Origin of the sequence: Sphingomonas sp. JC676, from assembly GCF_014489075.1 — a bacterium.
Classification (GTDB): Bacteria; Pseudomonadota; Alphaproteobacteria; order Sphingomonadales; family Sphingomonadaceae; genus Sphingomonas.
In genome coordinates, this window is record NZ_JACTGR010000002.1 from 368,008 (window position 1) to 383,932 (window position 15,925).

General features: G+C 64.8%; 7 protein-coding genes. 4 read left to right on the top strand and 3 right to left on the bottom strand.

Translation table 11 applies throughout. From position 1 onward, the window contains the following. The first annotated feature begins 232 nt into the window (after nucleotides 1-232). The 3 genes from rpoB to IAG41_RS08595 all read left to right on the top strand — a co-directional run bounded on the left by rpoB (nucleotide 233) and on the right by IAG41_RS08595 (nucleotide 9,681). Nucleotides 233-4,396, top strand: a complete 4,164-nt coding sequence (gene rpoB / locus IAG41_RS08585; protein ID WP_187728199.1) for a DNA-directed RNA polymerase subunit beta — start codon at nucleotides 233-235, stop codon at nucleotides 4,394-4,396. Nucleotides 4,397-4,471: 75 nt separating this feature from the next. After that, the gene (rpoC, locus tag IAG41_RS08590) at nucleotides 4,472-8,755 is read left to right on the top strand and encodes a DNA-directed RNA polymerase subunit beta' (RefSeq protein ID WP_187728200.1); all 4,284 of its coding nucleotides are present in this window, start codon (nucleotides 4,472-4,474) and stop codon (nucleotides 8,753-8,755) included. A 107-nt stretch (nucleotides 8,756-8,862) separates the two neighbouring features. Then, nucleotides 8,863-9,681, top strand: a complete 819-nt coding sequence (locus IAG41_RS08595) for a MipA/OmpV family protein (protein WP_187728201.1) — start codon at nucleotides 8,863-8,865, stop codon at nucleotides 9,679-9,681. Nucleotides 9,682-9,698: 17 nt separating this feature from the next. Here IAG41_RS08595 and IAG41_RS08600 read toward each other — a convergent pair whose 3' ends face one another. Further along, a complete protein-coding gene (locus tag IAG41_RS08600) occupies nucleotides 9,699-10,766 on the bottom strand; it encodes a phytase (RefSeq protein ID WP_316251120.1) in 1,068 nt (355 codons plus the stop codon). A gap of 57 nt (nucleotides 10,767-10,823) precedes the next feature. Here IAG41_RS08600 and IAG41_RS08605 point away from each other — a divergent pair, with 57 nt between their 5' ends. Then, nucleotides 10,824-13,154, top strand: a complete 2,331-nt coding sequence (locus tag IAG41_RS08605) for a TonB-dependent receptor plug domain-containing protein (protein WP_187728203.1) — start codon at nucleotides 10,824-10,826, stop codon at nucleotides 13,152-13,154. A 46-nt stretch (nucleotides 13,155-13,200) separates the two neighbouring features. On the opposite strand, the gene IAG41_RS08610 is transcribed toward IAG41_RS08605, so the two are convergent. Together IAG41_RS08610 and IAG41_RS08615 are read right to left on the bottom strand one after the other, a co-directional pair. Then, the gene (locus tag IAG41_RS08610) at nucleotides 13,201-14,121 is read right to left on the bottom strand and encodes a sulfotransferase domain-containing protein (protein WP_187728204.1); all 921 of its coding nucleotides are present in this window, start codon (nucleotides 14,119-14,121) and stop codon (nucleotides 13,201-13,203) included. Nucleotides 14,122-14,312: 191 nt separating this feature from the next. After that, entirely contained in the window at nucleotides 14,313-15,872 is a 1,560-nt protein-coding gene (locus tag IAG41_RS08615) for a tetratricopeptide repeat protein (protein ID WP_187728205.1), read from the bottom strand. Nucleotides 15,873-15,925: the final 53 nt, after the last annotated feature.

Consider the following 15,925-nt stretch of genomic DNA (forward strand, 5'->3'; position numbering starts at 1 on the left):
CATGGGCCGTTGACAGGTTCCTACGCGATACCTAGATGGCATGTTCACACCACAGCTTCGGGAAATGATGCGTCGTCGCGCAGCGCATCGATCGAATTGGAGTTGCGGTTTCATAAGGACGCTAGGAGCTGCCGAATTCCAACCAGGAAGTCGTGCGGCCTTTTTGCGTCCTTTGCTGCGTCCCGCCCCGGAATAGGGGCAGCGAATTACGGCTGACGAGGCACAAAAACACATGGCAACCAAAGCAATCGAGGGCGCGGGTAACGGCACGCTAAAGCGCCGCATCCGCAAGGTGTTCGGCGACATCCACGAAGTGGTCCAGATGCCGAACCTGATCGAGGTTCAGCGCGAATCCTACGAACAGTTCCTGCGCAGCGATCCCTCGATCGGCTACGTTTCCGGCCTGGAGAAGACCCTCCGCTCGGTCTTCCCGATCCGCGACTTCGCCGGCACCGCCGAGCTCGACTTCGTGAACTACGAGCTCGAGCCGCCGAAGTTCGACGTCGACGAGTGCCGCCAGCGCGGCATCACCTATGCGGCGCCGATGCGCGTCACGCTGCGCCTCATCGTGTTCGAGGTCGATCCCGATACGGAAGCCCGGTCGGTGCTCGATATCAAGGAGCAGGACGTCTATATGGGCGACATGCCCCTGATGACGGGCAACGGCACCTTCTTCATCAACGGCACCGAGCGCGTCATCGTCAGCCAGATGCACCGTTCGCCGGGCGTGTTGTTCGATCATGACCGCGGCAAGACCCATGCCAGCGGCAAGTATCTCTTCGCCGCCCGCGTCATCCCGTATCGCGGCTCGTGGCTGGACTTCGAGTTCGACGCCAAGGACATCGTCAACGTCCGTATCGACCGCAAGCGCAAGCTGCCGGTGACGACCTTGCTCTATGCGCTCGGCCTGAACTCCGAGGACATCCTCAACTATTTCTACAACCGCGTGACCTTCGTCCGCGGTCCGAACGGCTGGCAGATCCCGTTCGCGCCCGAGAATTGGCGCGGCGCGAAGCCGATGTTCGACATCGTCGACGCCAAGTCGGGCGAAGTGATGTTCCCCGCCGGCCAGAAGATCAGCCCGCGCGCCGCCAACAAGGCGCAGAAGGACGGCCTCGAGACGCTGCTGATCCCGACCGAAGAGATTTTCGGCCGCTACAGCGCCTATGACCTGATCAACGAAGCCACCGGCGAGATCTATATCGAGGCGGGCGACGAAGTTTCGTCCGAGAATCTCGAGAAGCTCGACAAGGCCGGCATCGAACGGCTCGAGCTGCTCGACATCGATCACATGTCGACCGGTCCGTGGATCCGCAACACGCTCGTCGCCGACAAGGCCGAGGAGCGCGAGCAGGCGCTGTCCGACATCTACCGCGTCATGCGCCCCGGCGAACCGCCGACGCTCGAGACCGCGGAGTCGCTGTTCGGCGGCCTGTTCTTCGACCCCGAGCGCTACGACCTGTCGGCCGTGGGCCGCGTCAAGCTCAACATGCGCCTCGACCTCGACGCCGAGGACACCGTCACGACGCTTCGCACCGAGGACATCCTCGCGGTGGTAAAGACGCTTGTCGACCTGAAGGACGGCAAGGGCGAAGTCGACGACATCGACAATCTCGGCAACCGCCGCGTGCGTTCGGTGGGCGAGCTGCTCGAGAACCAGTACCGCGTCGGCCTGCTCCGCATGGAGCGCGCCGTGAAAGAGCGCATGAGCTCGGTCGACGTGTCGACCGTGATGCCGAACGACCTGATCAACGCGAAGCCGGCCGTTGCCGCGGTTCGCGAGTTCTTCGGTTCGTCGCAGCTGTCGCAGTTCATGGATCAGACCAACCCGCTCTCCGAAGTGACGCACAAGCGTCGCGTCTCGGCGCTCGGGCCGGGCGGTCTCACGCGTGAGCGTGCGGGCTTCGAAGTCCGCGACGTTCATCCGACGCACTATGGCCGCATCTGCCCGATCGAGACGCCGGAAGGCCCGAACATCGGTCTGATCAATTCGCTGGCGAGCTTCAGCCGCGTCAACAAGTATGGCTTCATCGAGACGCCCTATCGTCGCATCATCGACGGCAAGGTGACCAACGACGTCGTCTATCTGTCGGCGATGGAAGAGGCGAAGCACACGATCGCGCAGGCATCCGCCGAGCTCGACGCCGAGAGCCGCTTCACCGAGGAGCTGGTCTCGTCGCGTCAGGCGGGCGAATTCCTGATGGCGCTGCCCGATCAGATCACCCTGATGGACGTCAGCCCCAAGCAGCTCGTCTCGGTCGCCGCGTCGCTCATTCCGTTCCTGGAAAACGACGACGCCAACCGCGCGCTGATGGGATCGAACATGCAGCGTCAGGCCGTGCCGCTGGTGCGCGCCGAGGCTCCGTTCGTCGGCACCGGCATGGAAGAGACCGTCGCCCGTGACTCTGGCGCGGCGATCGCCGCGCGCCGTTCGGGCATCGTCGACCAGGTCGATGCGACCCGTATCGTCATCCGCGCGTCGGGCGAGGTCGAGGCCACCGCAAGCGGCGTCGACATCTACACGCTGATGAAGTTCCAGCGCTCGAACCAGTCGACCTGCATCAACCAGCGTCCGCTGGTGAAGGTGGGCGAAGTGGTCAACGCCGGCGACATTATCGCCGACGGCCCGTCGACCGAGTTCGGCGAGCTGGCGCTGGGCCGCAACGCGCTCGTCGCGTTCATGCCCTGGAACGGCTACAACTATGAGGACTCGATCCTGATCTCCGAGCGGATCGTGAAGGACGACGTGTTCACGTCGATCCATATCGACGAGTTCGAAGTGATGGCGCGCGACACCAAGCTCGGGCCCGAGGACATCACCCGCGACATTCCGAACGTCGGCGAGGAAGCGCTGCGCAACCTCGACGAGGCCGGCATCGTCTATATCGGCGCCGAAGTGGAGCCGGGCGACATCCTGGTCGGCAAGATTACCCCGAAGGGCGAATCGCCGATGACGCCGGAGGAAAAGCTCCTCCGCGCCATCTTCGGCGAGAAGGCTTCGGACGTGCGCGACACCTCGCTGCGCCTGCCCCCGGGCGTTGCCGGCACGATCGTCGACGTTCGTGTCTTCAATCGCCACGGCATCGACAAGGACGAGCGCGCGATGGCGATCGAGCGCGAGGAGATCGAGCGCCTGAAGAAGGACTCGGACGACGAGCGCAACATCCTGAACCGCGCCACCTGGTCGCGGCTTCGCGAGATGCTGCTCGGCCAGGTCGCGACCGGTGCCCCCAAGGGTATCAAGAAGGGTTCGGAAATCGATGCCGACCTTCTCGACAGCGTCGATCGCCACGAGTGGTGGAAGTTCGCCGTTGCCGACGACGCGATGCAGTCGAACCTGGAAGCGGTGAAGGGCCAGTATGACGAGGCCGTGAAGCGCATCACCGAGAAGTTCCACGATCGCCGCGAGAAGCTGGAGCGGGGCGACGAGCTGCCGCCGGGCGTGCTCAAGATGGTGAAGGTCTTCGTCGCAGTGAAGCGCAAGCTGCAGCCGGGCGACAAGATGGCCGGCCGTCACGGCAACAAGGGCGTCATCAGCCGGATCCTGCCGGCCGAGGACATGCCGTTCCTAGAGGACGGTACCCCGGTCGACCTGGTGCTGAACCCGCTGGGCGTGCCTTCGCGCATGAATGTCGGTCAGATCTTCGAGACCCATCTCGGCTGGGCCGCGCGCGGCCTGGGCAAGCAGATCAGCCAGGCGCTGGATGATTGGCGCGAAGCCAATCCCGACGCGACCGGCGGCGATATGCCCGAGGCGGTCAAGGAGCGGCTCAAGGTCGTTTACGGCGATCACTATCTCGCCGAGATCGATGCGCGTTCGGCCGAGCAGATCGTCGAGCTGGCGACCAACCTGAAGCCCGGTGTGCCGATGGCGACCCCGGTGTTCGACGGTGCGCGCGAAGCCGACGTGTCGGAGATGCTGGAACTGGCGGGCCTGCATACGTCGGGTCAGTCGGTGTTGTTCGACGGCCGCACGGGCGACACGTTCGACCGCAAGGTGACCGTGGGCATCATCTACATGCTGAAGCTCCACCATCTCGTGGACGACAAGATCCACGCGCGTTCGATCGGGCCGTACAGCCTCGTCACCCAGCAGCCGCTGGGCGGTAAGGCGCAGTTCGGTGGTCAGCGCTTCGGTGAGATGGAGGTCTGGGCACTGCAGGCGTACGGCGCTGCCTATACGCTGCAGGAAATGCTGACGGTGAAGTCCGACGACGTGGTCGGCCGCACCAAGGTCTATGAGGCGATCGTCAAGGGTGACGACACGTTCGAGGCCGGCATCCCCGAGAGCTTCAACGTGCTCGTCAAGGAAATGCGCTCGCTGGGCCTGAACGTCGAACTCAAGGCCGACGAGCCTGGCTTCGACACCGACGGCGTCCAGATCGCGGCGGAATAACGGGCGCGGGCGCTACCCTTGGGTAGCGCCCTCCCCTTCGCCCGAGAGAATTTTACCCTCCAGAGGGAAAAAGAAATGAACGAACTGACCAACTTCGCGAACCCGGTGGCCAAGCCGGAGACCTTCGACCAGATCCAGATCGGCATCGCATCGCCCGATCGCATCCGGTCGTGGAGCTTCGGCGAGATCAAGAAGCCGGAAACCATCAACTATCGCACGTTCAAGCCCGAGCGTGACGGCCTGTTCTGCGCGCGCATCTTCGGTCCGATCAAGGATTACGAGTGCCTGTGCGGCAAGTACAAGCGCATGAAGTACAAGGGCATCGTCTGCGAAAAGTGCGGCGTGGAAGTGACCGTCTCGAAGGTCCGCCGCGAGCGCATGGGCCATATTGAGCTGGCCGCCCCGGTCGCGCACATCTGGTTCCTCAAGTCGCTGCCGTCGCGCATCGGCCTGCTGCTCGACATGCAGCTCAAGCAGCTCGAGCGCGTGCTCTACTTCGAGAGCTACATCGTCACCGAGCCCGGCCTGACGCCGCTGGAGAAGTTCCAGCTGCTGACTGAGGACGAGCTGCTCGACGCGCAGGATGAATATGGCGAGGACGCGTTCTCGGCCGGCATCGGCGCCGAGGCGGTCAAGATCATGCTCATGGACCTCGACCTGGAAGGCGAGCGCAAGGAGCTCCTCGAGGAGCTCGCGGTCACCAAGTCCGAGCTGAAGCCCAAGAAGATCATCAAGCGGCTCAAGGTCGTCGAGAGCTTCATCGATTCGGGCAACCGCCCGGAGTGGATGATCCTCGACGTCGTTCCGGTCATCCCGCCCGAGCTGCGCCCGCTGGTGCCGCTGGACGGCGGCCGCTTCGCGACCTCGGATCTGAACGATCTGTATCGCCGCGTGATCAACCGCAACAACCGCCTGAAGCGGCTGATGGAGCTGCGCGCGCCGGACATCATCGTCCGCAACGAAAAGCGCATGCTACAGGAAGCCGTCGACGCATTGTTCGATAACGGCCGCCGCGGCCGCACGATCACGGGCGCCAACAAGCGTCCGCTGAAGTCGCTGTCCGACATGCTCAAGGGCAAGCAGGGCCGCTTCCGTCAGAACCTGCTCGGCAAGCGCGTCGACTATTCGGGCCGCTCGGTCATCGTGACCGGGCCGGAACTCAAGCTGCACCAGTGCGGCCTGCCGAAGAAGATGGCGCTCGAGCTGTTCAAGCCGTTCATCTACGCCCGTCTCGACGCCAAGGGTCTCTCGATGACCCTCAAGCAGGCAAAGAAGTGGGTCGAGAAGGAGCGCAAGGAAGTCTGGGACATCCTGGACGAGGTGATCCGCGAGCACCCGGTTCTGCTGAACCGCGCGCCGACGCTTCACCGTCTGGGCATCCAGGCGTTCGAGCCGGTCCTGATCGAGGGCAAGGCGATCCAGCTGCACCCGCTCGTCTGCTCGGCGTTCAACGCCGACTTCGACGGCGACCAGATGGCCGTCCACGTTCCGCTGAGCCTCGAGGCCCAGCTGGAAGCGCGCGTCCTGATGATGTCGACCAACAACATCCTGAGCCCCGCGAACGGCAAGCCGATCATCGTGCCGTCGCAGGACATGGTGCTGGGTCTCTATTATCTGTCGATGATGAAGGAAGGCGAGCCCGGCGAGGGCATGCTGATCTCCGACATGGCGGAAGTGCATCAGGCGCTGGAAATGGGTGCGGTCACGCTGCACACCAAGATCATCAGCCGCGTCCCGCAGACCGACGAAGCCGGCGAGCAGTACCTCAAGCGCTATGAGACGACCCCGGGCCGCATGCTGCTCGGCGAGACTCTGCCGAAGAGCCACAAGGTGCCGTTCGAGACCGTCAACCGCCTTCTCACCAAGAAGGACGTGGGCGACGTGATCGACGAGGTCTATCGCCACACCGGCCAGAAGGAGACCGTGCTGTTCGCCGACGCGATCATGGCGCTCGGCTTCCGGCACGCATTCAAGGCGGGCATCTCGTTCGGCAAGGACGACATGATCATCCCGGACGCCAAGGTGGGCCTGGTCGACGAGACCCGCGCGCTCGTGAAGGATTACGAGCAGCAGTATCAGGACGGCCTGATCACGCAGCAGGAGAAGTACAACAAGGTGATCGACGCCTGGAGCCGTTGCGGCGACCAGGTGGCGAGCGCCATGATGGACGAGATCAAGGCGGTGCGCCGCGACCCGGTGACGGGCCGCGAGAAGGACATCAACTCGATCTACATGATGGCGCACTCGGGTGCCCGCGGTTCGCAGGCACAGATCAAGCAGCTCGCCGGCATGCGCGGCCTGATGGCCAAGCCTTCGGGCGAGATCATCGAGACGCCGATCATCTCGAACTTCAAGGAAGGCCTGACCGTCCTTGAGTATTTCAACTCCACCCACGGCGCCCGCAAGGGTCTCGCGGATACGGCGCTCAAGACGGCGAACTCGGGTTACCTGACCCGCCGTCTGGTCGACGTGTCGCAGGATTGCGTGATCATGGAGCTGGACTGCGGCACCGAGCGGGCGCTGGAAATGCGCGCGATCGTGCAGGGCGGCTCGACCATCGCCTCGCTGGGCGAGCGTATTCTCGGTCGCACGACCGCGGAAGACGTGGTCGATCCCAAGACCAACGAGATCGTCATCCCCTCGGGCACCCTGCTCGACGAGGCGATGATCACGAAGATCGAGGCGATCGGCATCCAGGGCATGAAGATCCGTTCGCCTCTGGTCTGCGAAGCCAAGATCGGCGTCTGCGGCAAGTGCTACGGGCGCGATCTCGCCCGCGGTACGCCGGTGAACATCGGTGAGGCTGTCGGCGTCATCGCCGCGCAGTCGATCGGCGAGCCGGGCACGCAGCTGACGATGCGTACGTTCCACATCGGTGGCGCGGCGCAGCTCAACGAGCAGTCGAACCTCGAGGCGACTTCGGACGGCAAGGTCGAGTTCCGCGATGTCCGCATGATCCTCGATCAGCGCGGCCGCCGCGTCGTGCTCAGCCGTTCGGCCGAGCTCGCGATCGTCGACATGGACGGCCGCGAACTCGCGGTGCACCGCATTCCCTATGGTGCGTATGTCATGTTCGACGACGGCCATATCGTCAGCCAGGGCGACCGGATGGCGGAATGGGATCCGTTCACCATGCCGGTGATCACGGAAAACCCGGGCATCGTGAAGTATGTCGAGGTGATCGACGGCAAGACGATGACCGAGCAGGTCGACGAAGCGACGGGCATCGCCCAGCGCGTCATCACCGAGAATCGCGGCACGGCGGCGAAGAAGGAAGACCTTCGTCCTCGCCTCACCCTGCTGGACGAGGCTTCGGGCGAAACCGGGCGCTACATGCTGGCGCCGGGTGCGGTGCTCTCGGTCGAGGACGGTGCGCAGGTGCAGGCGGGCGACGTGCTCGCCCGTGTCAGCCGCGAGTCTGCCAAGACCCGTGACATCACCGGCGGTCTGCCGCGCGTCGCCGAGCTCTTCGAGGCGCGCAAGCCCAAGGAGAACGCGATCATCGCCAAGGTCTCGGGCCGCGTCGTGTTCGGCAAGGACTACAAGGCCAAGCGCAAGATCGGCATCCAGCCGGACGATGGCGGCGAGGTCGTGGAGTATCTGGTTCCGAAGTCGAAGGTGATCGACGTCCAGGAAGGCGACTACGTCAAGCGTGGCGACAACCTGATCGGCGGCTCGCCCGATCCGCACGACATTCTCGAGGTGCTCGGCATCGAGCCGCTCGCGGAATATCTCGTGTCGGAAATCCAGGAAGTCTATCGACTCCAGGGCGTGAAGATCAACGACAAGCACATCGAGGTGATCGTTCGCCAGATGCTGCAGAAGGTCGAGATCACCGACGGCGGCGACACCACGCTGCTCGCCGGCGAGCAGGTCGATCGCGACGAGATGGACGAGCAGAACAGCAAGCTTACGTCGGGCCAGAACCCGGCGCAGGGCAAACCGATCCTGCTGGGCATCACCAAGGCGTCGCTGCAGACCCGCAGCTTCATCTCGGCGGCGTCGTTCCAGGAGACCACCCGCGTCCTCACCGAGGCGGCGGTCCAGGGCAAGCAGGACACGCTGATCGGCCTCAAGGAGAACGTGATCGTCGGCCGTCTCATCCCCGCCGGTACCGGCGCGGGCATGAACCGTCTGCGGGTTGCGGCCTCTTCGCGTGACGCGGCGCTCCGCGTCGCCCAGCGCAAGATGGACGCTGCCCTGATCGCGCCGAACAGCGCGGCCGAGGAGCATGCGGCCGAGCTGGCACGCAGCACGCGTGACTCGGCCGGCACCGGCGCCGACGCGCTCGCGTCGGTCGTGCCCTCGGGCCACGGCACCGACGCGGATGCGGGCGAGTATCTGAACGAAGCGGAATAATCCGCCCGTTCAGTGCTCAAGGGCGCTGAAGACAGAAAAGCCGCCGTCCGGGATGCCGGACGGCGGCTTTTTCTTGCGTAAGGGCCACCCGCGCCACAAAGCAGGGCATGCTTCGCCCCCTCCTCGCTGCCGCCGCACTCCCCTGCGTGTTCTTCGCCACCAGCGCCGCGGCGCAGACCGGCGATTCTGAGACTAGGGAGGCCAAGGAGCCCCGGCGGATCCGCGTCGCACTGGGCCCGCAGTTCGTCCCGGCTTATCCCGGCGCGGACAATCTGAGCCTCAGCCCGCTGGTGGATGTCGCGGTCGCGCGCGGGAACGAGCCCTTTGATTTCGAGGCGGCCGATGAGAGCTTCGGCTTTCCGGTGCTCAAGACGGGGGGATTCTCCTTCGGCCCCGCGTTCAACTTCCAGACCGGCCGCAAGCGCAACGAATCGCATATCGGCATCGACGAAGTCGGCACGACGATCGAGCTGGGCGGTTTCGCCCAATATTGGATCGCGCCGAAGCTGCGCGTGCATGCCGAGGTGCGGCAGGGCGTGAACGGCCACAAGGCGCTGGTGAGCAATATCGGCCTCGACTATGTAGCGCGCGACGCCGACCGGTGGCTGTTCGCGCTGGGCCCGCGCGTGTCGCTCTCGAACGCTAAATATCAGGACGCGTGGTTCAGCGTCTCGCCACGCGAGGCCGCCGCTACCGGCCTGCCCGCCTTCGAGCCGGACGGCGGCGGCGTCCATGCCGTGGGCGCAAACGCGACCGGCCTGTACCAGCTGACGCCGCGCTGGGGCCTGTACGGCTTCGCCAAATATGACCGGCTGGTCGGCGACGCGGCGCGCTCGCCGATCGCCCAGGGCATCGGCTCGCGCAACCAGGTCTCGGGCGGGCTCGGGCTGTCCTTCACCTTCGGCCGCGATGTGGGGCGGCGCTGACCCCTCGCGCCGGGCCGTCAGCGCTCCAGCGCGGCCCGCACCTTCGCCCAGTCGACCAGCTTGAAGTTCTGGGCGCCGCCTTCGTTGACGTCGTCCTGCATCGCCACCAGCCCCTTGGCGAAAGGCCCGATCGGCCCCGACCAGGCATCGACGCCGTCGGTGCCGCTGACGCCGTCGACACCGCCCGCCGCCGCTACGCGGAATCGGCCGACATAGCGCTCGGCGCCGGCCGCGCCGCTGACGTTCCACACCGCGAACGCGCTGTCGCCCTGGCTCGACACGATCAGGAAGGTTTCGCCGCCATCGCGGATCAGCGTCGTGCCCTCGACATCGGCGGCCAGCCTGCCCTCGCCCAGTCCCGCGACGAGCACGCGTGCGGCGGGATCGGCATTGAGGTCGTAGCGCCAGACGCCCTTCATCTCCTCGCCTATATAGAGCGTACCGGTCGCGTCATCTATGGTGCAGCCCTCGGACTGGGTGCCGACCGCGAAGCGGCGGCGCTCGGTGCCGGTGATCTCCGTGCCCGAAGTGTCGAGCATGTATTCGCGGACCTGGCCGTCCTTGGCGATCAGCACCGCGAGCAGCGTGCCGTTCAGACGGCCCATGCAGAAACCATAGGGCTCGACCACGTCGGACTTGATGAAGCCCGCGGGCTTCACGTCGCCCTCGCCCGCGAATCGGTACAAGGCGACGCCCATCCGGCCGCGATCCGAGGCGCCGGCGACGAAGCCCTGCCCTTCTCCGCGCAGGTCGACATTGTTCAGCAACCCCTCGGACAAGAATTGGAGAGATTCGCCGGTGAGGCCGAACACATAGAGGCCGGCTTTTTTATCGGTGCCGAGCAGAATCCCGTCGTGCCTTTTGCCGGCAAATGACACGCCATCCGGGCCCGTCCAGATCGCCGGATCGTCGGCCGCGTCGGCCAATTTCGTCGCCACCGCAACGGTTTCGCCCGCCACGGGCACCTCGACAGCGGGGTAGGAAATGGCCGGTGCAGGATCCGCCGCATGCATGCTGCAACCGCACAACAGCAACGAAACCGTAACCGAAACGACGCCGAATCTTCCCCGCATTTTCATTTCCATCCTGTTTTGACCTCATCGAGCGAGGGCCCGAATCCCTCGATGCAAGGGGATCATGACATGAATGTTTCGCGCTTTCTCGGCGGAGCGGCATTGGCCGTGCTCGCCGCCAGCCTGATGCCAGGGGTTGCTGCCGCCCAGCAGGAGAGCGGCCAACCCGCCGCCGCGACCCAGGACGGGGAAAATGGCGAGGCCGAACAGCGCGCCAATGACATCATCGTCACCGGCGAAATCTTTTTCCGCAACCGCACGACCGATCCCAATCCGGTGCTCTCGTACGACCTGGAATATTTCCAGAAGTTCGAGCCGGTCTCGGTCGGCGAGATGCTGAAGCGCGTGCCGGGCGTGACCTTCACGTCCGACGTGCTCGAATATGACCAGCCGCAGTTCCGCGGCCTGCCGCCGGGCTATACCCAGGTGCTGATCAACGGCCGCCGCGCGCCGGGCGGCGAGAGCGACCGCAGCTTCTTCGTCGATCGCATCCCGGCCGAGCTGGTCGAACGGATCGAGATCGTCCGCGCGCCCCGCGCCGACCAGCCGAGCGAAGGCGCGGCGGGCACGCTCAACATCATCACCAAGGAAAGCGCGAGCTTCGAAGGCGGCTTTGCCAAGGCGGGCGCGCTGATCAACGGCCGCGATGGCAAGACGCGCCCCTCGGGCGCGGTCGCCTATGCCGGGCATATCAGCGACTCGACCGATTTCTGGGGTGCGCTCAACTATCAGGAGCGCCGCAACCCGAAGAAGAAGGTCTCGTACCGCTTCGACGACGTGGCGGTTACCGACGACAAGCGATTTCCGGACGGGCTGAACAGCAAGTACATTTCCGACCCCGAATTCAACAATTTCGAGGCCCAGAGCGACACGCGCGACGGCAGCGATCTTTCGGGCAGCGCCGAGATCAGCACGCGCTTCGGCGATGGCGGCCATTTCCGCCTGGGCGGCTTCTTCGTCGACACCGATCGCAACGAGGACGAGACCTCGCTGACCTATGAGGGCTCGGACCTGGATTTCGACGGGGTCGAGACGCAGCACGAGGAAATCGACCAGCAGACCTATGCGGTGACCGGCGATGCGCTGATCCCGCTGGGCGATTTCAAGCTCGGCGTGGCGGGCGGTTGGAACGCCTATCGCGACCATACCGACGCGCTGGCTTCCGAGGGTGGCGAAGAGGACCAGAGCGACCTGGAGTTGGTCGAAGTGGAATCTACCCGGGTCAAGGACGATGAGTTCACCGGCACGCTCTTCCTGCGCTACGGCGACGGCGGCGCGTTCAAGGTGAAGGGCGGCATCGACCTGCTCAGCAAGAAGCGCACCGGCTCGAATTCGGTGTTCGACGTCGAGGACGACGAGACCGAAATCAACAACGCCGCGACCTTCAAGATCGACGAGAAGCGCTACGACCCCTATCTGCGCCTGACCTTCGAGCCGACCAGCGAGATCTCGATCGACGCCGGCCTGCGCTACGAAATTACCGATCGCGACGTGACCGGCGTGGACGGCACCGCCTCGTACAACACCAGCCAGCTCAACCCTTCGCTCCACCTGCGCTATGCGCCGACCGCGCGCGACCAGTTCCGCGCGTCGGTGGCGCGCACCGTGCGCCGGCCCGATTACGACCTGATCTCGCCCTATGAGCAAGAAGAGAGCCCGGGCGACGACGACATCAGCTACGGCAACCCGTCGCTCAAGAACGAGCAGTCCTGGGGCGCCGATGTCGGCTATGAGCGGCGGCTTGGCGCCAAGGGCATCGTCGGCGTCAACTTCTTCTACCGCGACATCAAGGACCTGATCGAACTGGTGCGCGTCGGCGACGTCCTGGACGACGAGGACGATCCCACCAGCGACGTGATCGGCGGCCGGTTCACCCCGCGCAACATCGGCGACGGCCAGACCTGGGGCGTGGAGGTCGACTTCTCGACCCCGATCAACATCTTCGGCTTCGGCGAAACCGGCCTGTTCGCCAACTACACCTATCTCGACAGCAAGACGAACGACCCGGCGACCGGCGAGGAGCGGCGCTTCAACAACCAGCCGCACCATATCTACAATGTCGGCTTCATCCAGAACGTCGCGCCGGCGGACCTGAGCTTCGGCGCCACCATCTCGGGCCGGAGCTCGGCGTTCGAATCGAACTTCGACGAGACGGTGAACCTGCGTTACGATCCCGATCTCGAGGCGTTCGTCGAAAAGCGCATCGGCAAGCACATCGTCGTCCGCTTCTCGGCGCAGAACCTGCTCGACCGCGTGAAGAAGGAAGACTTCCGCAAATATGACGGGGATTCGCTGACCGAGATCCTCGCCGCGCGCGCCGCCGGCGATATCGACGAATATGAGATCGAGCGCGAGCATGCGGGCCCGCTGTTCCAGGCGACGCTGCGCGCCGCGTTCTGACGATAAAGCCGCCGCCCGGGATACATCCCCGGGCGGCGGCCCCCCGTTAATCTCCGTTGGCGAGCCAACGCGCGCAATCGGGGCCAAGCTCGGCGAGCGCCATCGTCTCGTAATCGGCGATATCCTCGGGCGTCAGCGTTTCGCGCCAGCGGCCGTTGGTGCCCTTGTTGATGAAGGTCTCGGCGCCGCCGTCCCAGAAGACGCCGCCCAATGGCGCGGCCTTGGCCGCATTGGCCTTCATCCAGTCGAAGCTGCAATGGCGGACGATCCGGGGCCACAGGCTCGGCTCGACCTCGATCTCGAGAAAATCGGCGATGCGGCGGATCTCGCCGGCCATGTCGCGCTTCAGCCCCTCGAAATGGACGAGATGGACGTTGGGCAGGTCGCGGACCTGCCACCAGCTGCGGACATTCTCCCAGAACGGCCAGAAGGGGGCGCCGTCGCCGTCGAGCCATTCGCGGAAATATTCGGCCTTGTCGGGATTGGCCGGGCCGATCGGCGGGCCGACGCGGCCCGGTGTGTCGTTGAGCGCGCCGAACCAGGCGGCATTGGCGTTGGCATGATGGTTGTGCATGCTCCACACCACGTCGCGCCCGTCGCGGCCAATATAGAGATATTTGGCCTTCTCGCTGAAGACGAGCGCGTCGACCGGCAGGTGCGTCTTGATGAAGCGGCGATGCGTCTGCGCCTCGAGTGCGGCGAGCTTTACCGGCGCGGGTGGTAGACGCAGGTCGAGCCAGGGCGACAGCTCGGAGATGGCCACGTCCGGGCTGGCGCCGAACAGGAGCTGGCCGACGATCTGCTGCGTCCAGGTGGTGCCCGACTTGCCATAGGTCGCCACGACGATGTCGTCGTCGCGAAAGGCGAAATCGTTCCACACGGTCGAATCGAAATGATGGTTGTGCATCTCGCGCAGCTTCACCGGCTGTTGGACCCGGTCGAGCTCGGACGCGAACTTGGTGGCCATATCTGTGATTCCCTTCAAGCGCTGGCCCTGATGCAGCGCGAAGGCGGTACAGCTAGCCGAGACGCGCAATTCCCTCACGCGGAGTTCGACCGGGAATCGACCGAGCGACGAACGCGCATGCGACGAAATTCAATCCGGGCCCGTTCGCTTGGCCGCCGGGCTGTCCATCTCCGCGCCTTCGCGGCGGTTCCCTACTCGCCCTGACCCTCGTCCTTGTCCTCATCCTTCTTGGTCAGCAGCGCGCGCGCTTCCTTGAGCTTGGATGCATCAATGAGGTCGATCGCGGCGCGCATGTGATTGTCCTTGGGATCGTCATGCGGCGCGAAAGCGATCGGCTGAAGCAGCGCGCGGGCGCTCAGGCCATCGCCCTGATCCAGCAACCGTTCGGCGAGCAGCACGCGGACCGTTGAATCTTCGGGCGCCAGCACGGCGGCGCGCGACAACCCCTTCACCGCGTTGGCGCTCGGCTGCTGCTTCGCGGCAAGGAAGCTCTGATAATAATAGAGCAAGGGCAGCGCGGCATTGGGGTCCGCCCGGTTGGCCTTGATGAGCGGTGCGCGTGCCGCGGACCAGATCGCGGGATCGGTCGCCTTGGCTTCGGCCGCGCGGCGCACGGCGGCACGGCCCTTGTATAGCAGTGCCAGCATATTGTCGGGATCGAGCGCCAACGCGCGGTCTGCCGCCTTTTCGGCGGAATCGGTACGGCGCGCCAAATATTCGATATGGGCCAGCTGCGCCTGGACGCGGGCATCGTCAGGGAATCGCTCGGCCGCGTGTTCGGCCGCGCGCGCCACGGTTCCCATGTTCTGCGCGCGCCATCCGCTGGTGACCCGCGCGCGCGGCAGCAGGATGGCGACTTCACCCTGCGACAAGGGCCGGATCGCGACCGCTATCGGACGCTTGGGCGGCGGCACTAGAAATGGCGCCGCGAGCTTATTGCGGTGTCGATAAGCGAACATGTCACGATAGAGCTTCTTGAGATCACCGAACGCGATCCTTGCTGCCTCGGTGCTTGTCTTTCCGCGATTCATCTCCTCGAGATATTTCGCGAGCTGCCCTTTCCGCTCCCCGTCCAGCGTCAGATAATGGGTGAGCAGCCAGCCGCGGGCATAGATCATGGAGAGCTGCCAGCTCTGGCGCGTGCTGAGCGGCGGGTCGAGCATCTCGGTCATCGAGAAATAATCGGCTTCGCTGCCGATCGCACCGGCGCGATAATTGGCCGGCAGGCCGATCGTCGTCGAGCCGTTCTCGTTGAAAAGGACGTTGGCGTTAAATTCGGCGAAGCCTTCCGAATACCAGAGTGGATAGGCGATCGGATAAGTCGAGAACATGAAATGGTGGCTGTATTCGTGCAGCAGCACCGATTGCGAATTCATGTCGCCGGGCTTGGTCTTGGCATCGACCTTGGGCGCATAGAGGCTGAAGATGGCGGAACCGCCGGCGCGTGGGCTGTAATAGCCGACCGCATAGCCGGAGCAGTTGCAAGTCGCATTGTACATGTCTTCGCTGAAGGCGAAGATCTGGAGCGGGTTGGATCGCCGCGCGGGATCGTCCTCGACGCCGTAGAGCCTGCGCAGCGCGGCGTCGAAACGCTCCAGCTTGGTGGCGAAGGCCCAGGCGGCCGCCTGATCGTCTTGGATGTAGATGATGAAATGGTCGGTCCGCACCTCCAGCCATGGGTCGTCCGACGCCCGGGCCGAAGCCGCGACCATACCCACAACCATCGCCAAAAGGCCGAGAATGAAGCGCATTTCCGAAATCCCCCGGCGACAGGCTAGCGCGAAATCCATTCGGTCGCCAAGCC